The organism is Kitasatospora sp. NPDC059599 (assembly GCF_042735125.1).
Classification (GTDB): Bacteria; Actinomycetota; Actinomycetes; order Streptomycetales; family Streptomycetaceae; genus Kitasatospora.
In genome coordinates, this window is sequence record NZ_JBHWCL010000005.1 from 113,763 (window position 1) to 134,742 (window position 20,980).

Here is a 20,980-nt window from a genome sequence, read left to right on the forward strand (position 1 = left end):
CGCCGCTGACCGCCCGTGGCGACTCCGTGTCGCCGGAAAAGCCATTCCCGGCCGCTCGAAAAGGGCGACCGGGGATTTTCTTGAACCAGTTCACCGAATTCTCGGAACGCAGCGGAGGAAATTTAGGAACGAGCAGCACAGCTCCGCCCCCGATGGTGAGCGGTTGTTCCAGCTCCCGTGCGTCGCTCCGGCGCCCTGGTGGTTCCGGCCGACAACGGCGACCAGGACCAGGAAGGCCGGGACGGCGGGGTTGTCACCGTGCTGCTGATCGGCCCGCACCGCTGACACTGCGGCCGAGAGGAGCCGCTTCGGCAGCGGCGGGCCGCCAGCTACTGCTGCTGGCGGGGTACGGCGATCCGGTCGATCAGGTCCTGCCGCACGACGACGCTGCGGCTGATGCTGTCGGCCCAGGTCTGGCGCCGTACGTGGGGCGGACGAAGCCGGCGAACGCCGGCAGGGCGTCCAGAAGGTGCAGGATGCCGCGGACGACGGCCCGCGCGGCACGGCGGCCCCACCACAGCATCACCGGGCCGCCGAGCAGAGCAGCCGCGCCACCCCGGCGCTGCTGGCCTCCCACCGGCCGGGCCCCGCGGAACACCCCCTGCTCCCCTGGGACCCGGCCGGGCTGCGCCCCGTTCCGGACGCTCGGACGGGAGGCGCGGGTCTACGGGGCGGTGTGTCTGCGGAGTCGGGAGCGTGCGGCGTGCTGCATCTCGGCCTCGGCCAGGTGCCGACGGCCGGCGGCGAGGTCTTGGCGGACCTGTTGCTCAACTGCGGTGAACGTCCGGTAGTAGGTCTCGTTGTACGCCTCGATCAGCTGGTAGGTCCACATACCCGGGACGACGTCCCGGCCCAGGAGCTCCCGCTCGACCAGGCCGGCCTGCTCCTCGTGCCCGGCCTGGCGCAGCATCCGCACCGCCTCGGCGAGCATCCGGTCGGCGCCGCCGGTCATGTGGTGCACCGCGTACAGGTGGCCGCGGGCCCGCTCGGTGTACTCCAGCGCCTTCGTCAGCATCCCCGGCGCCTCGATGGTCGCGTCGTCCACCCCGGGCGGCCGGCGGTGCGCCTCGTCAGGCTCTTCGGTCCCGACGTCCTCTGCCACGGCTGCCTCCCGACGCGCTCGCCCGACGCCTTCACCGTCGTCCGGCCCGGGAGCAGGCGCATGCGGAGCCATCGAATGCTGGGACTGCTATGACAAGCGCAGATTCAGTACCGGAGAAAGGCTCCGCAGCCCCGAACTGGCGCCGGGAAAGGCGCCTCTTCTGGGGCTGAAATCCCGGCCGTTTCTGTTTTATCCTCCAGCGGCGTTCATGGCTTCGGCCACCGTCTCGTCTCCGGTTTCGCACGGTGCCCCCGGTAGCCGTGTGACTGTGGCCGCGGTACAGGCTGTCATGAGATCAGGGACATGAGGTCGTGACTGTGTTGCTCCAGAAGCGGTCAGTGATGTCGTGCGGATCGCGACGGCCATCGTTGGCCGAGAAGCTGATGTTGAGACCGGAAAGACACGGAATGGGAAGGTCAACAGCTATCGACCTTTGAGCGGACGCTGTGGTGGGCCAGTAGAAATTGAAGATCGCGCCGTCGGCGATGCGCGCTCCCCGGATCGTTACCGGCTCACCGGCAATAAAGTCAGACCCCGTTATGTGGAAGACACTGCTCTCTCCGGAACCGCTCTTCGACACATCCAGGTGAGGTCGGACCGTGGCTGGTGGCGGTAGGGGTAGCGGGGCCGGTGGCGGCCCTGGGGGCGGTGGTGGTGCTGGCGGCGGGCTCGTGGGCTTCGGCTGCCAGATCCACAGAGTGCCATCCTCCTTGACTGCCCAGGGTGCCTCAAATCGAGCAGCCGAGATCCGGGTGAACCCGTCGCCGACAACTTTCAGAAATCCGATTCCGTCGGTCGTGGTCCATACCGTTCCATCCCGCTCAACCGGCCAGACCGTCCCTTCAACACTGACAGAGATATCAACCCATGACTTTTCATCGCCGCCTTGGGTAGGCCGCCAAACTCCGTCGGAGGTCTGATGAAAAAGGTTCTTTGTTGGATGAAGGCTAAGTCCCCACAAGTCAGCTGAATTTCGGCCTGCCAGACGCTTGAACGGAACCAAATTGGTCGTCTCTTGGAACGTTTGGCCGTCAGCCGTCCGCCACATTGCCCCGTCGTCGCGCACGATCCATACGGCCGACTTATGAACCGTGACGTCCACCAACGGTTCAATTCCATTCGGGACCGGTAGTCTGCTCCACTTCCCGTCCGTTCCACGTCGCCAGAGGGCCCTCTGGTCCGTTACGACCCACAGTCCGTCGTCGAGCGCTACGGCTAATCCGGTGACACTGCCGGGGCCAGGCTCTTGGCCTGCAAATCGAGGAGGGAAAGACCCGCCGCCGTAACGCCAAAGCGTCCCGTCCTTACCCGCCAGCCAGACGTCAGGGACGGACGCGTCCTCCCGGGTTGCCAAATCAAGAAGCTGCGGGAATGAGACCGTTGATGACCCACTGCTGCTCGTGACGTCGACCACGTATCTCGGCATCCATATTCTTTCCACGAAACTTTCCCATCAAGCGCTTTAAACTTGTGACAGATTGCTATATGGCGGATCTGTCGGACGAATGGCCAACGGGGATCCACGCCGACCCCACCGGACAGGGAGACCCCGCGATTAGCGGCAACGACGCCAACAGGGTGGGAAGCGGCCGCTCTCATCGCGAATGTGCGCACGACGTGTTCCCTCCGACCGTACGCCGGACGACGGCTCCGCACATCCGGCCGCCGCGCTACGCACTTCCGCACCCCGCCCCAGGCACTCACCACGCTGCGCCGCCTCGTGCCCGTCTTCACCAAGCGCCTCCTCGACCAGGCCACCGCCGCCCGCCGCGAGGCCCTTGGCCCCGGCAGCCCTGGCCGTCCGGGAGGCCCGCGAGGCCGCCGAACGGATCCCGGTCACGCTGACCGACCCCGACCGGCCCGCTTTCGTGACGACCCGCCACGAAACTCCGGCTGACCTGCCGGCCACCATCCCCTTGCCCGCCCGCACCCAGCGCCCGGTGCCCGTACCGCCGATCCCCCGCGACCGCTTCGGCCCAGCCACCACCACCATCGACCTCACCGACGACCTCGGACCCGGCTGGACCCTCGCCGGCTGGCCCGGACACCCGGACGTCTACTACGTCTGCATCCACAAGCTCGCCGCGGGCTGGATCGAACGCGGCATCGCCGGCCAACCGCACTGGGCCGCCATCTACGGCGGCACCTACCTCACCGACCCCCGCTTCCAGCAGCCTCTGCTCCACAACGTCCCGGAGCCAGCCGCCCGCGAGGTGCAGGCCTACTTCCACCGCCGCCAGCGCGAAGTCAGTGCCCAATCACAGGGCGACGCCGCCGCGACCCCCTGAGCAAGCCGCCGGCACCCGTGCGAGGCCGCAGAAGCCGCGCAGCAGCCCTCCCGCCGGGGGACAGTCCCGAGGTCGATCCCGGCGCCGACGGGCCGTCAAGGCACCCCTGTGCCGTTCCTCGGCCACTCCGAAAGGTGCCACGTCCGCGACGCGCCAGGTTCCACGTAGGCAGCACCGCAGGTTCTCCCGCAGATGCCACCGCAGGTGCTCGCGCAGGTACCACCGCAGGTACCCCGCCCCTTCCCACGCCGATCCGACGTTTCAGCAGTTCAGAGCCGGTTTTCGGGGTGCCGGAAATTCAGAAAACCCCCTCTGTCTGTCCCTCTCCCTGGTTGCTGGTGGTGTGGTGGGTGCGGTTTGGGTGACGGTCCGGACGGCAGGGCTTCGGCCCTGCCGGGGGCTGTCGGTTGTGGTGCGTCCGGCGGTGCCGGCCGCGTCGTCCAGGGCCGCCGCCCGCCACCGGGCCGGACCGGACTCGTTGAACGCCCCGTAAGCAACCCGTCGTCCGCCCGGCGCGCCCTCGGCCCCGGCGCCGCCCGAGCCCTCGGCCCCCAGCACCCCCAACGCCTCCAGGGCCGCCAGCAGCCGCCCTGGACGGGCCCGGCCGCCGTCCCGGACCCACCGGCCCGCCCGGACGCCCCGCAGCCCGCCCCAGCGGCCCGCCGAGCAAGCCGTCGACACCATCGCCGCGCTGCGCCACGTCCGCACCCCTGCCGCCGCTCCGGAGTCCGCGCGCCACCTCGCCCAGGCCCTCGTGGATTAGCCCGTCACGGATCAATTGATCCACTGGTCGAAGGCAAAGGTCATGGCAGTACGCACCAGTTGCTGCTGGATCTCTTCCGACAACCCGCCGTTGCCCCCAGACACCGTCGGGACGGGTTGGATGTACCAGCACGGGTCTCCGCCGGGAAGCGCGGCGAAGCCGTCAAAACGGAGATCACCGGCGATCCATACGATGCCCCGGCCATCCGTCATCCCCCGCCAGACCTGATCCGGTACCTCACCCCGGAAAGCCGCCGCCACAGCGCCATCCGGGGCGAGCAGCAGGAGCCGCTTGCCCGTCTCACCCGGGGCCTGTTCCATGCGGCACGGCCACACCTGCCAGGGATGGGCTCCCAATATCTCCCGCCAGGGCTGTGGTTTCCTGAGACCGGCCTGGGTCCCCAGCCACGCGATTCCGTATGCAAGGAGGCCGACCGCAAGACCCGCCGGGAACATTCCTGCAGGTGGGTTGTCTATCAGCCATCCCAGCGCACCGCATATGCCGACAAACCAGCCCGTCCGCCCTGGGGACTTGCGGAGTGCCGCCACCCGCTGCTCGGCGGCTTGGTACAGGCGCTGCTGCACCTCGGGAGTCATGTCGGCCGCCGACCGTGGTGACACCCGGTATCCATACTCCCTCGCCAGCATCTACGCCCCCCACATAGCCCGCCCTGCAGAACCGCTATGAAACCGTCCCCCACCCGGCCGACACAACACCGCGTCCCGCCGCGCATCGGGCGACCAGACGGGCGCCAGCCGTGACAACCGCCGGGAGTACTACCGGACCAGCGCCGCCCACTCCCGGGACGACCGCTCGAAGGCCGGTCAGACTCCCCCCCCACATCCCCTGTCCTGGGTTGTCCCGGGCCCTCGGCATGCTTCCGATACCGCTTCCGGTCATCCCCCACCTTGACGGTGCATCATCGCAGGTCAGACCTTTTGTTCAGGCCGCCCGGAAACGCCGACTACCCTCTGTCGCCTAGCGCGGCTCCATCGGGGTCTCGCTCTGGGCCACTCCGACCCTTCGCCCAACCCCCGTGCCCCGGCCCCCAGGGGCGGTGCCTGGGGCTCGCGCCGCGGCCGGGCAGTCAGGCGTTTCGGTTGCTGCGGGGCGGCCGGGCCGGCGGGCTGGGCGGTGGCCGGGCGGCCGGCCTGGAGTGCCGGTGCTGCGGGCGGGCCGGGGCGGGCGTGATCGACTTGTCGGCGCCGTGCGGTATGCAGAGCAGTCAGCAGTCAGCAGTCAGCAGCCGCACCGCAGACAGAGGGAACGCCGTGAGCAGCCGCCAGCCCGACCCGGACACACCCGACCACCCCGACGGCCCGGCCGCCGTCCCCGCCCCGCGCAAAACGCGTCCGCAAGGCCTCCAAGACCAACCCGGACGGCTCCAACAACAAGGTCCGCGCCGACGTCCAGCGCGCCATCGCCGTCCTGAAGATCCTCACCGGCCACCAGCTCTGGCGACTGCTGCGCCCGAACGCCCTGGAGAACAAGTTCGCCCGCGCCACGCTGAACGACCTGGAGAAGAAGCGACTTACCGTCAAGCACCGCACCGGCGAGGACGGTCGGGACATCTGGGGGATGACCACTGCCGGCCGCGACGCGGCGAACGCGCTGTTCCCTAACGGCCGGGACATGGGCGGCATCGCCCGCAAGGCCGGCGCCAGCTCCGCCGCCACCCCCTGCCCAACCCCCACTCCCGCGGCACCATCGGCTACCTGGAGTGGAAGAAGACCGAGCCGCACTGGCGCCGCACCTACCCCGCCACCGGCCGCCCCGGCTACCCACCCGTGGCCATCGTCCTCGGCCACCTCGGCGAGCGCGCCATGCGCCAGCGCGTAGTCGCCCTCACCGAGATGACCCGCCGCCACTGGCAAGGCCGCCACCTCGGCGACGGCTACTACGACCGCAGCGAAGCCATCCCGATCCTGTTCACCAACCTGGAGATGCTGATCGAACGCGGCCCCCTCGCAGCCGTCTGGCGCCGTGCCGGCTGCGACGGCCCCATCCAGCCCCTCCACGCCGCCCTCGACGGACCCGAGGCGCACGCCCAGCACCAGAACGCCCGGCGCGTCCAGCAGCAGGCCGACCAGGCCGACGCCGAACGCCGCCGCAAGGAACGCGAACTCCTTGCCACCGCCTGCCCCCACTGCCACCGCACCGCTGACAAGTACAAGAACCCCCGCTACGCCTCCGACGGCGAGAAGCTCTGCCGCTTCTGCCAGCAGAAGGCCGACCAGGCCGCGCAGACCGAAGCGGCCCAGCAGATCACCGCAGCCGCCCAGGCCCACAGCGAGCGCGTCCAGATCGCCGAGAACGCCTCCTTCCTCCGCACAGTTTTTGGCCCGAGAAAGCCGAAAGAAACCAAGGGTGAGAAAACCTGAGAAACATCTTGAAATGAAACAGGTCTGAACATGCGAGCGATGGGGACTGGTCACTTGAATTAAGTGGCTTGAAGAATTAGAGAACCCCCTCCTTCTTGCAGTATTCCCACCAGCCATCCAGCTCTTCCTGGCCCCCCTTCTCGGCGTATGCTTCGATCAGCCTCTGCAGCGTGAGATCTTCTGTAGCCTCCGCAGCCTTCAAGAGCTGCTGGTAGAGGATCTGATGCCGTTCTGCTGGCGCCAATTTGCTCTTATTGGCATCGTTTACGGCGTCTAGAGCCTGATGGCATGCAATGTCGGCTGGATTGACAGCATTTCGGAGATCGTTCCAGCTGGAAATGCCAAAGAATCCCAGAACTCCGATTACTGACGCCGCGATGCCGAGCCAGATCGTCACCTTCTTCTCGAAGCTGCCTTCGTTGTTGCTCTCGTCGCTCACGACTCATCCCCCCACGAGCTCGCGGAAGGGCATCGTACGGTGTAGAGCCCCTACTTTGCAGGGGCTCCGGCTGGGGGGATACCCCGCCTCAGGAAGAGGCGCCAGGTCTGTCAAGTAGCCAAGGCCGCGAGCCAGCGGGCATGTCCGCCCATCAAGTGAGCTTGCTGGGTTCCGGGGCAGGGACGACCACCCGCAGCCCGGCCGGCGCAACCCTGCCCCGACACAACGCCAGGCCGTGCACGAGAGCCCCTCTTGGACCTGATCCACCAGCGCCGCAACACTCGCAAGCAACAGCAAGAAGACGACCTCCAGGCCGAGCAGCAGGCCCGCGAGGAAGCGGCCGCCGTCGAGCAGCGCGAGCAGCTGCTCGCTGCCCGCGCCCACAACGACGCCATGCACCCCTGCTACACCTGCCGCGGGCCCGCTCGGCGGCGCTCACGACTCCCGCCGCGAGCCGGCCGAACCGGACCGCCTGGAATGCCCGGCCTGCCACACAGAGCGCCGCCGAGCCAAGCGCCGGGCGATCCTGCTCGACCTGCCCACCGCACGCGTCCTCAAGCGCGCGGCCAAGCACGGCCCGCCCACGGACGACGACCCTTGGTGGGCCGTCCGGCTCCTCCACGCCGAGCGGTGGCCCAAGTGGAGGAGAGACAACGGGGAGGGCCCAGAGCTCTGACCCGACGCACGGGAGGTCTCCTACCGAGGTCAGTGCCAGCTAGTCACAGTGAAATCAACGGCAGGGATACTGCCGTTTACCTTGGTCATGCTGTTGATCTTTGCCAACGCCACCCGGTTCTGGTCTGTGATGAAACACAGCGCAGCGCCGGGTTCGATTCCAAGATCTGCTAGTGCTCTCCCACTGTCCCAGCTAATGCTTTCAAGGCCACCGCCGTTCGCGGCTGACCGGCACGCCTCCAGCGTGGCTGGAGAGCCCTTTCGAAGGACACCCCCGACCCGTCCGCTGGCCGTTGTCATATGTCCAGTGAAACAGCCCTCGTAGATGACATCGAAGGCCTTTTCCTCAGCACTGTTTAGAGTCTGCGAATCCGTATCAATACGCTGTACCAGCCGATCAGAGTCAAAATCGATGCGGAGGCTCAAATACACCCCGCACGGTGGCGGGGCCAGCTTCATCGGCCGAGCTGGTTCCTCCGTGGGCTGAGGCCGAGGAGGCGACTGAACCCCAGCGGGTGACGCAGCGGCCGGCGGCGGGGGCGAACTTGCGTGCTCCGGAGACGAGGACGCAGCGGAAGACGGCTTGTCAGGCGCTCCAGCCACGCTTGGGGAGCCACCAGTCGTGGCTGGCGGCGGGGCCTGCGCAGTGGAGGATGGCTTGTGCTCAGACCACGCGTTGAGGATGGCTGGCAGGCCCTTGATGGCAGCAGCCGTGATCACCACGAACCCAATCACGCCAGCGAGCTTCAGCGCCCACGTACGCGTCTCCGGCTGGTTTGGAACGTCAGCTTGGAACCCCCCCCTGGGGCGATGCCCCGACCCGGATACGCCCGCCATCAGCCGCTTGAGAGGAGCTGGATTCCGGCCGTGGTGCCGGGCCGGTTGCTCGCGTACCGCTTCGCCGCTGGGCTCCAGGTCGCTGACCCCGGCTGCCAGACCTCCTAGCGCCGTTGCTGCCCTGGCCCTTTGCACCGCCGGTGCCAGGTCCATCAGGTGAAGCTCCGGAAGATCCAGTCATGCGCTCTCCTCGCTAGCTGTCGTCGGGAGAGTCCATTCTGACACCCCATCAGGTGATCCAGATCACAGTCCGATTGCGTGCAGGTCATAGAACGCCGACGAGCCACCTCGCGAAACCGGCGCAGATCAGCCCGAATCTTCAGTAATCTCCAGTGTCTCTACCTGGCCGTGGCGAAGCGTGATCTCCGCGTGCTCCTGATCTTCTGCCAGGAAGTCTCCATGCTCACAGAAAAGTTCTCCCCTTGAAATGCCCCAGGCCGGACCCTGGATCTGACAGGAATTGCTGAGACTGTGTTTGAGATCTGCCGTGTCCTGGGGCTGCAGCGGTCGTTGAGGCCTGTGTGAGCGGTGGTGGGGGTGGGTATCCGTCTGACCTGACGGATGAGCAGTGGGTGCTGGTGGAGCCGTTGCTGCCGCCGGCGCGGGTGGGTCCGAAGGGTGGCCGGCGGGAGAAGCATCCGCGGCGGCGGATCGTTGATGCGATCTTCTACGTGGTGCGGACGGGGTGTGCCTGGCGGCAGTTGCCGAAGGACTTCGCGCTTTGGCCGACGGTGTACTGGTACTTCACCTGGTGGCACGACGACGGCACCGTCGAGCGCATCCACGACGCCGTGCGCGGCAAGGTCCGTGAAGCCGACGGCCCCGACGCGGAGCCGAGCGCCGGGCTGATCGACTCGCAGTCCGTCCGCACCGCCGACACCGTCCCCACCACGACCAGGGGTTTCGACGCTGGCAAGAAGGTCAAGGGCCGCAAGAGGTTCATCGTCACCGACACCCTCGGCCTGCTCCTGGCCGTCCACGTCGTCGCGGCGAGCATCCAGGACCGTGACGGCGCGAAACGGCCCCTGCTGTGGACCAGGCTCGATCACCCCGGCGTCGAGAAGGTCTGGGCCGACCAGGGCTTCGCCGGCCGCCTGGTCGAGTGGACCGCGCAGATCCTCGGCCGCGACCTGGAGATCGCCCGGAAGAGCCCTGACCAGCGCGGCTTCCAGGTCCAGCCCAAGCGGTGGGCGGTCGAGCGCACCTTCTCGTGGCTCACCGCCCACCGGCGCCTCGCCCGCGACTACGAGACCAAACCGGCCCACTCCGAAAGCATGATCCGCTGGGCGATGATCGGCATCATGGTCCGCCGACTCACCCGACGTCTCCCGGCAACCCGCCGAGGTCCGCAGCCGCTCTCACGCGTTACTGGCTGACGGCGCCCTCCATTTCTCAGGTGTCGTACGAGCCGTCCCACGGTGCGTTGAAGCCGAGCCGGTTCGGGTAGAACTCGGCCCAGTCGTCCCGCTCCTCCCCCTCTGGATACTCCCCGTGGCACTCACGGACCAGGCCGAATAGCGTGCCGTCTACCTCCACGCAGAACGGGGCAATCGCGATGTTGGCGAACCGCCGGCCGGGCAGCGAGTCCAGCCACTCGGCCATGAGTCCCTGCGCGGCTTCCACCATCGGTTCCCTCGCCGGCCCGTCGGCGACCGTTCCCGCCGACCTGATACGGGAGCCCAGGTGTTGACCGGCAGCGTCGAACTCGTGCAGCACGGAGTACCACCGCCGCAGAACCCGGCCATCGCCGTCCCGGCCTGCGAAGACACCGCTGACGTGGGCGAAGAACTGGCCGCCGTCCCACTGCCCGATGGTGGACGTTCGGTAGTCCGGCTCATGCCGAATGAGAACCAGATCAGGCACAGTCATGGCCGCACCCTACGCGCCGACCACGACAGAACGGATGCACGCCCAACCCGGCTCATCGCAGATCTCAAACGCAGTCTCACTGGGCGTTTCACCCATGAAAGCGCTGGTTGATGCGGGTTTTCGAGCCGTCCGGTCGGAGCCCTTGGCGCGACTCCCGAGGCAGAAGTGACCGGCGTGGCACCTGCCCACGAAAGCCCGCCGAAGATGCGCACTCCGTCCTGTCTCATTCCAAAAGGCCGGCCTCGATGGCATCTGTCCGCGCAGATGCGCGGACCATGGCCAAGACGACGATCCCGCAGTATGCCGTCATCATGACGGTTCGTCGACCGTATCCGAGCGACCTGTCCGACGCCCGCTGGGCCTGATCGAGCCGACCCTGACCGCCTGGCGCCAGGCACGCACCGCACGAGCCCTTGCCTTCGGCCGGCCGCCCGAACACGACCTGCGCGACCTCCTCGACGCGATCCTCTACGTCGACCGCACCGGCATCCCCTGGCGCTACCTCCCGCACGACTACCCACCCTGGGAAACCGTCTACGCCTACTTCGCCAAATGGCAGCGCGACGGCGTGTTCGCACAGCTCAACGGCCTTCTACGACGCCTGGTCCGCGCCACAGAAGGCCGCGATCCGGAGCCCACGGCCTGCATCGTCGACTCGCAGAGCGTGAAGACCTCCACGAACGTCCCCGCCTCGACCCAGGGCCCCGATGTCGGGAAGCGGATCGTGGGCAGGAAACGCAACATCGTCACCGACACGATCGGCCTCCTGCTCGTCGTGCTGGTCACCGCCGCAAGCGTCCAGGACAACGCCGCCGGCCGTCAGCTCCTGACCCGGGTGACGGCCGAGCACCCCACCGTACGCAAGGCCTGGGCCGACATGGGCTACAAGAATGCCGTCGTCGAACACGGCGCCACCCTGGGCATCGACGTCGAGATCGTCCGCCGCGACCCCGCGATCAGGGGATTCGTCGTCCAGCCCCGTCGCTGGGTCGTCGAGCGGACCTTCGGCTGGTTGATGAACCACCGACGACTGGCCCGCGACTACGAGGCCCTACCCGCCCGCTCCGAAGCCATGGTCCACGTCGCGATGATCGGCCTCATGACCCGCCGACTCACCGGAGAATCCACCCCGACCTGGCGCGGAATCTGACCCCCGAAACCAGGGACGAAACGCCCAGTCAGGCGGCAACCTTCGGCTACATTTCTGTTCTGCCACCGGCTTCCTGCGAGTCTCCGGGACCAAGAGTGCAGATAACGCGCGTGTCGCACTGGCCGTACTGGGTGGCCCAGTGCGGGAACTTCGCGCGGCTGTAGCCCTCCATGGAGTGGGGCTCGGCGACCGGCAGGTCGGCCAGTTCGTCACGGGCGACGGAGAGCGGCGGCGGCTCGGGCAGCGCGCGGTGCGCAGCCGCAGCCGCAGCCGCAGCCGGGGCGAGGGCGGCGTGCGCGGGCGAGGCGACGGCTGGCGCGAGGGCGGCGGACAGGGCGAACAGGACGGTCGCGGCGCGGCGCCATGGACGGCGACAAGTGGTCATGTCGTACACGTACCGGCCTGTGCCTCCGGTACCCGTAACCAGCGCCCGTTCGTAGGCGTGCCGCAGGGACGCCTTGACTCGTTTGGCCGTGCTTCGGGCGCGCTTGCCGCTTGCGTTCGACAGCGGGCGCTTTGACCGTCGCTGGAAAAACCTGTACCCGCGATCCGCCGGGAGCCCTAGCGTGAAACGCATGACCTCCCCCGCCATCGGCCTGGTCGGCATAGCCCTCGACGGCTTCACCCAGGCCCGCGTCCGCCTCGCCAGGACTCTCGACGAGACCACCAACCTGTACGCCGTCACCGTGCCCGTGATGGAGACCGCCTACTGGGCCCGCACCCTGGACGAGCAGTTGGCCAACGCCGACACCGCGTACGCAGCAGCGCGCCAGCAGCCGACAGGGCAGGTGATCCGCGGCCTGCAGTCGCTGCGCAACCGTACAACCCACGCCCTGCCGTTGACGGTACGTGCCACCGGCGGGCTGACCATGCCCATCACCTTGCCGGTCACCATCCAGCCCGTCTCGATCCTGTGGCTCCCTGGAGACCAGCTACCGCCAGAGGAACCGAAGTACGCCTCGCCGAAGGGCCGTCAGGCGTACAACGATGCCTTCGCGGGAAGGCCGGTGCTGGAACCGCTGGAAGGCGTTGCCCAGTGGTTCGCCGAGGAACGCACCCGTCCGGGATCAGCTCTGCGCTCCGCCTAGTCGTGGTGTCCACTGCAGTGGTCCCGACACTGACCGGGGCCCGTTGCCGATGCCTACCGTCGGATCACCGACACGTGGGACGCAGGCCGGGTTCGGCACGGGCCGGCACCCGCAGCACCGTGCTCCGGCCGCCGCCCGCGCCGTCGGTGGCCCTCCTCGGGCGCCGTCCCTCGTCAGCTCGTCGTTTCACGTGGCTCCAACCGCACCGGTGTGACCTTGGACGTTCTCGGCGACTGAGAGCGTGATCCTCACCAGAGCGCTTTTGCGCATGGTGTCGTCGGTGATTCGGCGGGCCAGTTGTTCGGCTCGGAGAGGGTCGGTCGGGGTGAGGGCCGCGACGATGTCGACCAGCAGCGGATCCTGATCGGAGGCGGGCAGCTGGTCGAGGAGGTGTTCGGCCTTGCGTTCGTATCGGCGGTGGAGACGCCGGCATCCGGCGAGCCAGGCGACGGTGCGCTCGACGGTCCAGCGGTGGCGTCCCAGGCGCTCGGAGGTCTCGATCCCGCGGCGGGCGATGCGCGGGGTGATGCCGCGGGACCGGAGCCATCGTCGGTACAGCGGAGTGCCGACACCTCGCTTTGCGGGCTCTGCGACCAGCGCCTCAAATGCCCTCGGCCGGCACGACTTCTCTTCGAAGCACCGAGTGCTCCTGCTCACGCGTTATACGCCCACGGGCAGCAGCGTAAGGAGTCAACGGAGCGACGATATCTCCCGCGCGGTGCCGGGTCGATTCCGGGCATTGAGGTTGCCCCAACCCGGACACCGGCGAGGGCGTCGATCAGTGAAAGGCTACTTCCTGCTGAAGAGCGGATCCGTCTCTTCGTGGAGCACGCCCCCGACCACCGGCATCCTGGTCCTGGGATCCCCTGGCGGCAACGTCGCGACGACCTGAGGCATTGAGATCCTTGGCACCGTGTTGCCTGGTTGTGCCATAAGGAACTCAAGCGAGGTCCCGTAGGCCACGCCGGCCACGCGCGCAAAGACAGCACACGTCGCGCACATAGGGCATGGCTCGGCCGTCGTCACCAAGACGGTCGTGGAGGCGGCAGTAAAGCTGCCTTTGTTGATGCTGTACCCCCGGAGCGCATTGAGCTCCGCATGTGCCGACGGGTCGGCGCCGCCGGTATTCGCCGCCCTCCAGACGATCTCACCATTGCCCACGTCGACAAGTACGGCGCCGTAGCCGAATGAATGAGCCGCCCCCTTCGCAACGTCGATCGCTGCGCGCATTGCTGTGTCGAGGTTCCTGCGCACGGGCTCCGGCAATGCGTCGGGCGGCGAGGTGGGGAACTCGGGCTGGAGCGGCAGCTTCGTGGGCGGTGTGCACTGCTGGATGGGTGAGGCCTGCGCGTCTGCGCGCGCCTCACCCGAGAGCGACAGCGCCCCAACGGCACTAATGAAGAGCGCGCCTTGACGCAGCGCCTGGCGGCGATCGACCGAGTGTGGCAGCGACGTCGTCATCGGACATCTGACCCAAATAGACCAAAAGACTGCGGTGTGGGTGCTCCCGAACATGCCGCAAGTCCCATTGCATCCGACTTCGCGCAGCGCTTGCCGCCCTCGACGACGAGATCACGGTATTCCATGATCATCCCCTCTCGATTCTCGACTATGACTGATGCCTGAAGTAAAGCCTTTAAGCCTTTCTGCATCCCCATCGCTCGGACGCCCGGAGAACGGGAAGACGTTGCAGGGGTCAGGCACGGCCCCGATGCCCGCCATGCTGGGGTGCGGGGCGCAAGTCCGGACTCGATCCTGAGGCACTCATCTGTGGCTGGCTGTCGTGCAACGAACGTGCCACGACGAGTGGCACGTAACGGTCAACCAAGTGGTGCGGATAAAGGTTTGTCCAATCCGGGAAGAAGACGCTCTCCGGACCTCGACTTCGATGCAGCGGGCGGCGCGTCGGGCTTCTCGATCGAGCCGGAGGCCCGTCCGGAAGATCCTTCAGTGACACCGCCAGCCCCCGATGTCGGTCAGGGCGCGCCCGGTGCAAGGTCACATAAAGAGCGGATCCGTCTCTTCGTGGAGCACGCCCCCGACCACCGGCATGTTCGGCAGGGGGCCCGTCGCGACGACCTGAGGCATCGAGATCCGGATCGGCATGCGGGTGGGTGGATGTCCGATGAGGAACTCGAGCGAGGTTCCGTACGCCACGCCGGCCACCCGCGAGAAGATGGCACACGTCGCGCACATAGGGCATGGCTCGGCCGTCGTCACCAAAACAGTCTTATGCAGAGCCTCCCCATCGGGGTGCAAGAGGCCGAAGTTCCGGAGCACATTGAGCTCCGCATGATTCGTTCCGGGGCCGTCGCCCCCCTTCGCCTCCGCGACGATCCGACCATCATCCACGTTGACCAGTACGGCGCCGAATCCGCGGAACCGCGGTGCCGGCGACACCACTTTGATCGCTGCGCGCATTGCTGTCTCGAGGTTCCTGCGCACGGGCTCCGGCAATGCGTCGGGCGGCGAGGTGGGGAACTCGGGCTGGAGCGGCAGCTTCGTGGGCGGTGTGCACTGCTGGATGGGTGAGGCCTGCGCGTCTGCACGTGCCTCACCCGAGAGCGACAGCGCCCCAACAGCAGCAATGAAGAAGGCGCCCTGACGCAGCGCCTGGCGGCGATCGACCGAGTGTGGCATCGACGTCGTCATCGGATATCTGACCCATTTAGCCCGAAAGGCTTCGGTGCGGGTGCGGGTACTCCCGGGCATGCTGCAAGCCCCATTGCATCCGACTTCGCGTAGCGCTTGCCGCCTTCGACGACGAGATCACGGTATTCCACGATCATCCCCTCTCGATCCTCCACCCACGCCGGGTCGCGTCCGATTTGGCGGGCCTTGGCCTGCTTAACTCAACGTATCGGTGGTTCAGTAGTGCGACTTAAGTGTCGCGCCCGGGTTCCACTCGTTCGGGTGGGGTCGGCGCGGTCATGAACACACCCGGGCCGTGTATGGCAGTTGTCGTCCTCGATCGGCCTCTGTGACATGCAGAGACTGAGCTGCAGGCGGTGAAGCCTCGACCTCCACGACAGTCAGGCCGCCTGGCTCGCCGGCTGCAACTCCACCGGCCGCACGGCCTCCACGGCCTCGACCGAGTCGGTCACGTCTGTCATTAGGTGCTACTTCCTTGATCGGGAGTTACACCGTTCTTTTTACAGACCCGGCCGCCGACGCCCTCGCCCGCGGCGACGTCGAGGAACTCGCCGCCTGGCGCGACCGCGCACCCGGCATGCCCCACGCCCACCCCACCCCCGACCACTACACCCCGCTGTTCATCACCCTCGGCGCCGGCGGCGACCCCGAACGGCCCGTCACCACCGCCATCGACGGCTACCTCCTCGGCTTCGCCAAACGCTCCTTCCAGACCACCTGACACCCCAGCGACAGAGCGTAAGCGGAGGATCGTGCACATCCTCGATATGACAGGCCGATCCGCGGCCCGGCCTCGGTCATCCAGCCAGCCGGACGCCACAGCTGACAGGACGCAGAAGCCGGTCGTCCAACCGGCGGAAGACGCTGCCGGACGGGACCGTCAGGCGGCTGACATACCGCGCCGACGCCTCCGGGTAGTCCCGGCAAGGGCGAGCCGGAGGTCACGTGGGGCGTACGGCCCCGCATGTAGAGATGACCGAGCACCTCGGCCAGGAGGAGCACAGCCCCGCAGGCCGTGGGTCGAGTAGCCCCCGCAACGGCGACTTGAACCGCAGCCCGCCGCATCCCGTCGCTCCACGCGCGGCATACCGATGCGCCTTGGTGAGCGGCCTGCCGAGGCGGTGCAGCGTGCGGACTACGACGCCGCGACGGCCGCTGTGGCGGCCTGGCAGTCGACCCGTCCGGCACCCGGGAACGCGCCCGAGACTGCCGTGGAGCGCGTGTCCCAGACCGCGGCTGAGGACGTGTCCGGGAGTGTGTCCGGGGCGGTTTTGCGCACCGCCGAGGCTTCGCCGGCCGAGGCGACGCCGGCGCCGGTCCCGGCTTCCTCTGCCGAGGCAACAGCACCGGTCTCGCCGGCTGAGGCTGAGGCGTCACCCGTTTCGTCCGTCGAGGAGAGCGGCGTCTCGGTCCCGGATTCGTCGGCCGAGGCTTCGGCGCCGCCGGTTGTGTCGTGGCGTGAACGGCATCACGGCAGGCTTGGTGACACCGAGTTGCGTCAGGCGTTGCAGCAGACTCTGCTGTCTGCCAGGACCGCTCAGCAGGAGGCCCGGAACGCGGCCGATACAGCCGAGTCGTTGCGGGCAGCAGCGCGCCCTGGTGGGCTGGTCGAGCAGCGCGTGGACGCACTGCATGACCGGGTCCAGGCGATCGCTGCTCTGGACAAGGCTACTGCGGAGGTTCGTGCTCTGGAGTCCGGCCGTGCGACGGCGCTGACCGAGTTCGGGGGCCTGGAGGAGGCACTTGCGGCCACAGGGCGTCTGGGACGTCCGGCCTTGCGCGGAGCGGACCGGGAACAGGCCGAGCAGCGGCACCGCTTCCTCGGCGGGGAACTGGAGACGCTGCAGCAGCGGCTTGACGATGCCGTCACCCGCCGGTCCCGCCATGAGGCGCTCGCCGGAGATCCCGCCGGCCGTGAGCGGGCCTTGTCCCGCTGGGAGGAGCTGGGCGGGACCCGGGAAGCCGTGCTGGCGCATGCCATCGCGGACAACGACCGGCGTATCCGCCAGGCTGGGGCGGCGTCCGAGGGATTCCGGACGACCGGTGCCCGGCTGCGGCCCCGTATCACCGGCCTGCGTGCGGAGCAGGCCGCGCGTGAGGCGATGACGCCAGGAGAACGGCGCAATGAGGCCGCTGAACGTGCCTCGCGCGGCGGCCCGCGTCCGGCCCCGGCGGCGCCGTCCTCGCCGACGCGCCGGTTCCCGGGACAGGAGCCAGGCCAGGAACGCTGACCCGGCCCCAGGGCGCGCTTTTTGAACCGTGCCGTCCGGACTGCCCGGACAGCACCTCGCCCGGTCCCGGCACCACCGCCCTGTGGTGCCGGGGCCAGGCTGGGGTCTGCACTGAGGGCCGTTCGACGGGGTGCCGGCCGGGCCGGTGGAAGTCCTCTTCCGGCCCTTCCCCGGCCTGTGGGGCCCCGTCCTCGCCCCTTCCCCACCCTTATCCGTTCTCGGTCCCCCAGGCCCAGCGGGCCCCAGCCGGGACATCCCTACCAGCCGACCCCAAGGGCCTCCAACTGCCCGAGCTGCTCGGCCGACAGTTTGTCCCGGCGGGCCTTCTGGTTGTTCAGCCAGGTGCCCAGGGACAGCCCCTCATCGGTCTTGTGGGTGCGCGGGACCCGGGCGTGGCCTTCCCGCTCGACGAACGCCGCGAGCGCGGCAATCCCAAGCGCGAACCGGTCCGTGCGGGACACCTTCGGCTTGGCCTCCGCTGCGGCCTTCGCCGCCACCAGCTCGGCATCGGCCTCGATCCCGATCGCCGCCAGCAGGTCCCGCTGCTCCTCCTCCAGCCCCGGCCAGTCGGCCCGCTCTGCCTTCACCCACCGGCCGAGCTGTTCGCCCTCGAACACTGTGTCCACCGGCAGCTGCGCCCAGTCGACCCGGCCGTCGCAGGCCAGCCACCACTGCCGGGCGGTGGCGTAGGCGCGCTGCCAGGTGATCGGCCAGGCCGGGCACCACCAAGGGTCGACCTCCTCCAGCGCGGCCCGCCGCTCCGGCGACAGCGCGCCCTGCTCGCCAGCCGGGATCTGGGCGGCGGCCCGCAGCTCGGAGAGCCAGGTGCCGATGGCGTACCCGCTGACCGAGGCCCGTGCCGGCGCCGCCAAAGAGCCGCCGTGGCCTTTCGCCCAGACCCGCGCCCAGTCCAACCCCGCCTCGAACCGCGCATCCGACACCGACCAGATCATCCCGAGCGCGTCCAGCATCTCCACCCGGTATGACGCCAGTTCACCATTCGCATTCTCAGCCCGCCGGTCCGACAGCCACTTTCCAAGCGGGTAGTTTCCGTTCTCCCCGACCATCGCGGAATAAGGAACGTCAAGCCCGCCGGTCTCCTCGAACCACCGCCGCGCGTGACCAATCCCCTCACGCCACAGCTGCGTCTCCCCGACCAGCACCCGCGAGGCGATGAACAGCGCGAGCACGTTCTCGTCCACCGGCGTCTGGAACCGCACCGGCAGCGTGAACGCCCCCGACCCACCCGCACCCACACCGCTCTCACCAGGACCAACAGCAGCCTCAGCGCTGCGCCCCTTGGTACGCTTGCCGGACTTCTGCGGCACTGCCAGTGCCTCCACCACACGTGCGTCGTGAGACCTAAAAGCGGTCAAAATTCGAACAAGCGGACCATAGGAATCCGACTTCAGGATATCCCCGGGTTCCTCCCCGGGCTTCAGGAATACCGGCACGATCAGCGACGCCGTCTTCCCTTCGCCGGGCTTCATCCGCAGGGCCCGGCCGATGGCCTGGACGATATCCACCATGCTTCCCCGGCCCTGCAGGAGAACAGAATCTGTGTCTGGGATATCGACCCCTTCGCCGAGCACCTTGCATTGAGCGGCGACCCGGTGCCTCAGACCGTCGCTCTCACCGCTGCTCCCGAAATCGGCGATGACCTCTTTCCGGAAGTCCACGTCGTGCTCACCGGAGAGCCACTGGACCCAGAATTCCTCCGGGTACTTCCGGGGGTTATCGATGTGAAGCTTCTCGACGGTCTGGTTCATCGTCTCGGCGAAGTAGCGGGCCTCGATGGTGCGGTTGTGGAAGGTGATGCAGCGCTCCAGGCCGCGCTCGACCATGGTCTTGACGAGTCCGGCCTGGATGGCCGCGATGTGCGCGGCTGGCACGTCGTCCTCGCTGCCGTCCTGGGCCTCGCCGACGCCCGGTCCCCAGGGCACGCCCTGCCGTTCGGCCCCCTGGCGGTCGCCGAGCGGGTCGCGCAGCTCCAGGACCACGATCTCGAACGGCGCGAGCAGCTTGCGGTCGATGGCTTCGGCCAGGCCCAGGGAGTACACGTGCGGCCCGTAGACCCGGACGTCGTCCATGGACACCGCCAGCTCCTCCGGCAATGGCTGATAGGCCTCCTCGCGGCCCTTCACGGGGCGCTTGGGCGGTGCCCAGATCCGCGGCGTCGCCGTCATGTAGAGCCGGCGCTCCGCCGGGATGGCGGTCTGGTGGTGCACCACGGTCCAGGTCTTCTCGACACTGCCGGAGGAGCGATGCGCCTCGTCGCAGACCATCAGCCCGAGCGGGGGCAGCAGCTCGCCCTTGCTCGCGGCCCAGTACTCGTAGGCATCGGCGACGGCCCCGACCGAGGTGTAGGTGGCGAAGACGGTGGTCGGCCGGCGGTGCTTGGCCGCCTGGGACAGCCACATGCCGATCATCAGCGGGCTGGTGGTCGCCATTACGCCGAACGGCAGCTCGGAATCTACGAGGGAGCAGACCGCGTGCATGTCCCCGGAACGGCCGGCGGCCTGCCACGAGCCGATCATCTGCACCAGCAGATCCAGCGTCGGCACGACCACCAGGACCACGCCGCGGGGCACCAGCTTCTGGCCGGCCGCAGCTCCGACGTACGACTTCCCGGACCCGGTGGCCATCTGCACCGTCACCCGCAGGCCGTTCGGGGCCGGGTGTCCCGGACGGGGCGTCAAGCCCCGCACGATGGCCTCCAACGCCTCCTCCTGGTGCCCGCGCAGCGAGATGCCGGCGGCTGCCTGAGCGGCCATCAGGCCGGGCTTCACGACGTCCACGAAAACGTGTCTCCCTCACCCATCCCCGAGCCCACACCAGGGACCACGCGGGAAACGCTGACAGCGCCCTACTGATACATTCAACGAGCCCGGCCAAGGAATCCAGACAACCGGAATACAAGCCCGATAGAAGCGACTTTCCGGCAGGATATCAGTCCACGGCCAAGGAATCCGCCGAATACTCGAAAGAGGCGGATCCGGACCCCACTTTCGGCGGGATCGTACGACACCATAAGACTGATACATCAGAGACCGTTGCTCGTCCCGTCAGGGTAGCGCACCCCGTCCGCTGGGTGGAGCCGAAAGCATGGCCTGGACCACGGTCTAGACCAATCCAGTGGGAGTGAAGCCGACCCGCACGCACCCCCGGCGCCCGCCCTTCCCCCAGTCAGCCCGTCGTAAGTTCAGCCGAAAATCCAGTTCAACCTTGTGAACGAGCATCAGCCCACCCGCACCATGGAGCGAAGCGGAGTGGTGCCGGCCCGAGCGCGAAGCGCCGGGCCCACCCGGGCGAAGCCCGGGTGCGGACACGCGGAGCGGGTCCCGCCCAACGCGAAGCGTTGGGCGCCGGGCGCGAAGCGCCCGGCGAACCGCAGGGCCGAAGGCCCGTAGGGACCCGCTCCGCGGTCCGACCGTTCTCGGCGAGGGCAGCTCGTCAGAGGGCGACTCTCCAGGAGGGCGACTCTCCAGGAGGGCAGCTGCACGCG

At 68.2% G+C, this 20,980-nt stretch carries 15 protein-coding genes and 2 pseudogenes; 7 read left to right on the forward strand and 10 right to left on the reverse strand.

Annotation, left to right across the window (positions count from 1 at the left end):
- Nucleotides 1-664: 664 nt before the first annotated feature.
- Nucleotides 665-1,102 (reverse strand): hypothetical protein, encoded by a 438-nt coding sequence (locus ACFV04_RS03350; protein ID WP_380526526.1) that lies wholly within the window; start codon nucleotides 1,100-1,102, stop codon nucleotides 665-667.
- 1,778 nt (nucleotides 1,103-2,880) lie between these two features.
- Here ACFV04_RS03350 and ACFV04_RS03355 point away from each other — a divergent pair.
- Nucleotides 2,881-3,390 carry a hypothetical protein gene (locus tag ACFV04_RS03355; RefSeq protein ID WP_380526528.1) on the forward strand — a complete coding sequence of 170 codons (510 nt, stop codon included), beginning with the start codon at nucleotides 2,881-2,883 and terminating at the stop codon, nucleotides 3,388-3,390.
- A gap of 774 nt (nucleotides 3,391-4,164) precedes the next feature.
- On the opposite strand, the gene ACFV04_RS03360 is transcribed toward ACFV04_RS03355, so the two are convergent.
- Nucleotides 4,165-4,737 (reverse strand): hypothetical protein, encoded by a 573-nt coding sequence (locus ACFV04_RS03360; protein WP_380526530.1) that lies wholly within the window; start codon nucleotides 4,735-4,737, stop codon nucleotides 4,165-4,167.
- Between the two features lie 1,203 nt (nucleotides 4,738-5,940).
- Here ACFV04_RS03360 and ACFV04_RS03365 point away from each other — a divergent pair.
- Complete coding sequence (locus tag ACFV04_RS03365) at nucleotides 5,941-6,534, forward strand: hypothetical protein (RefSeq protein ID WP_380526532.1); 594 nt, start codon at nucleotides 5,941-5,943, stop codon at nucleotides 6,532-6,534.
- Nucleotides 6,535-6,610: 76 nt separating this feature from the next.
- Here ACFV04_RS03365 and ACFV04_RS03370 read toward each other — a convergent pair whose 3' ends face one another.
- Together ACFV04_RS03370 and ACFV04_RS03375 are read right to left on the reverse strand one after the other, a co-directional pair.
- Complete coding sequence (locus ACFV04_RS03370; RefSeq protein WP_380526534.1) at nucleotides 6,611-6,973, reverse strand: hypothetical protein; 363 nt, start codon at nucleotides 6,971-6,973, stop codon at nucleotides 6,611-6,613.
- Nucleotides 6,974-7,678: 705 nt separating this feature from the next.
- Nucleotides 7,679-8,107, reverse strand: a complete 429-nt coding sequence (locus ACFV04_RS03375) for a hypothetical protein (RefSeq protein ID WP_380526535.1) — start codon at nucleotides 8,105-8,107, stop codon at nucleotides 7,679-7,681.
- A gap of 899 nt (nucleotides 8,108-9,006) precedes the next feature.
- Between ACFV04_RS03375 and ACFV04_RS03380 the strand changes: the two genes are divergently transcribed.
- Nucleotides 9,007-9,861 carry an IS5 family transposase gene (locus ACFV04_RS03380; RefSeq protein ID WP_380526537.1) on the forward strand — a complete coding sequence of 285 codons (855 nt, stop codon included), beginning with the start codon at nucleotides 9,007-9,009 and terminating at the stop codon, nucleotides 9,859-9,861.
- A 16-nt stretch (nucleotides 9,862-9,877) separates the two neighbouring features.
- Here the strand turns inward: ACFV04_RS03380 and ACFV04_RS03385 are convergent, their stop codons facing one another.
- Nucleotides 9,878-10,354 carry a hypothetical protein gene (locus ACFV04_RS03385; RefSeq protein WP_380526539.1) on the reverse strand — a complete coding sequence of 159 codons (477 nt, stop codon included), beginning with the start codon at nucleotides 10,352-10,354 and terminating at the stop codon, nucleotides 9,878-9,880.
- 311 nt (nucleotides 10,355-10,665) lie between these two features.
- Between ACFV04_RS03385 and ACFV04_RS03390 the strand changes: the two are divergent.
- A pseudogene (locus ACFV04_RS03390) lies at nucleotides 10,666-11,504 on the forward strand (IS5 family transposase).
- Between the two features lie 46 nt (nucleotides 11,505-11,550).
- On the opposite strand, the gene ACFV04_RS03395 reads toward ACFV04_RS03390, so the two are convergent.
- Nucleotides 11,551-11,889 carry a hypothetical protein gene (locus tag ACFV04_RS03395; RefSeq protein WP_380526541.1) on the reverse strand — a complete coding sequence of 113 codons (339 nt, stop codon included), beginning with the start codon at nucleotides 11,887-11,889 and terminating at the stop codon, nucleotides 11,551-11,553.
- A 190-nt stretch (nucleotides 11,890-12,079) separates the two neighbouring features.
- Between ACFV04_RS03395 and ACFV04_RS03400 the strand changes: the two genes are divergently transcribed.
- A complete protein-coding gene (locus tag ACFV04_RS03400; RefSeq protein ID WP_380526543.1) occupies nucleotides 12,080-12,592 on the forward strand; it encodes a hypothetical protein in 513 nt (170 codons plus the stop codon).
- 393 nt (nucleotides 12,593-12,985) lie between these two features.
- On the opposite strand, the pseudogene ACFV04_RS03405 reads toward ACFV04_RS03400, so the two are convergent.
- From ACFV04_RS03405 to ACFV04_RS03415, 3 genes and pseudogenes are all read right to left on the reverse strand, one after another.
- Nucleotides 12,986-13,144: pseudogene (locus ACFV04_RS03405) on the reverse strand (IS5/IS1182 family transposase); the annotation flags it as partial.
- A gap of 237 nt (nucleotides 13,145-13,381) precedes the next feature.
- Complete coding sequence (locus ACFV04_RS03410) at nucleotides 13,382-14,053, reverse strand: deaminase (protein ID WP_380526545.1); 672 nt, start codon at nucleotides 14,051-14,053, stop codon at nucleotides 13,382-13,384.
- Nucleotides 14,054-14,590: 537 nt separating this feature from the next.
- Nucleotides 14,591-15,244: a nucleoside deaminase gene (locus ACFV04_RS03415; protein ID WP_181799580.1), complete on the reverse strand. Its 654-nt coding sequence runs from the start codon at nucleotides 15,242-15,244 to the stop codon at nucleotides 14,591-14,593.
- A gap of 577 nt (nucleotides 15,245-15,821) precedes the next feature.
- Here ACFV04_RS03415 and ACFV04_RS03420 point away from each other — a divergent pair.
- Nucleotides 15,822-15,965, forward strand: coding sequence for a hypothetical protein (locus tag ACFV04_RS03420; RefSeq protein ID WP_380526547.1), 144 nt, complete (start codon nucleotides 15,822-15,824; stop codon nucleotides 15,963-15,965).
- Nucleotides 15,966-16,464: 499 nt separating this feature from the next.
- Entirely contained in the window at nucleotides 16,465-17,475 is a 1,011-nt protein-coding gene (locus ACFV04_RS03425) for a hypothetical protein (RefSeq protein WP_380526549.1), read from the forward strand.
- A 257-nt stretch (nucleotides 17,476-17,732) separates the two neighbouring features.
- Here ACFV04_RS03425 and ACFV04_RS03430 read toward each other — a convergent pair whose 3' ends face one another.
- Complete coding sequence (locus ACFV04_RS03430; RefSeq protein ID WP_380526551.1) at nucleotides 17,733-20,273, reverse strand: Helicase associated domain protein; 2,541 nt, start codon at nucleotides 20,271-20,273, stop codon at nucleotides 17,733-17,735.
- Nucleotides 20,274-20,980 lie beyond the last annotated feature (707 nt).

What these genes read in the sequence shown, in the direction of transcription:
- ACFV04_RS03410 (WP_380526545.1), bottom strand. Translation starts at nt 14,053, where the DNA reads ATGACGACGTCGCTGCCACACTCGGTCGATCGCCGCCAGGCGCTGCGT.
- ACFV04_RS03375 (WP_380526535.1), bottom strand. Translation starts at nt 8,107, where the DNA reads ATGAAGCTGGCCCCGCCACCGTGCGGGGTGTATTTGAGCCTCCGCATC.
- ACFV04_RS03385 (WP_380526539.1), bottom strand. Translation starts at nt 10,354, where the DNA reads ATGACTGTGCCTGATCTGGTTCTCATTCGGCATGAGCCGGACTACCGA.
- ACFV04_RS03420 (WP_380526547.1), top strand. Translation starts at nt 15,822, where the DNA reads ATGCCCCACGCCCACCCCACCCCCGACCACTACACCCCGCTGTTCATC.
- ACFV04_RS03400 (WP_380526543.1), top strand. Translation starts at nt 12,080, where the DNA reads ATGACCTCCCCCGCCATCGGCCTGGTCGGCATAGCCCTCGACGGCTTC.
- ACFV04_RS03395 (WP_380526541.1), bottom strand. Translation starts at nt 11,889, where the DNA reads ATGACCACTTGTCGCCGTCCATGGCGCCGCGCCGCGACCGTCCTGTTC.
- ACFV04_RS03415 (WP_181799580.1), bottom strand. Translation starts at nt 15,244, where the DNA reads ATGACGACGTCGATGCCACACTCGGTCGATCGCCGCCAGGCGCTGCGT.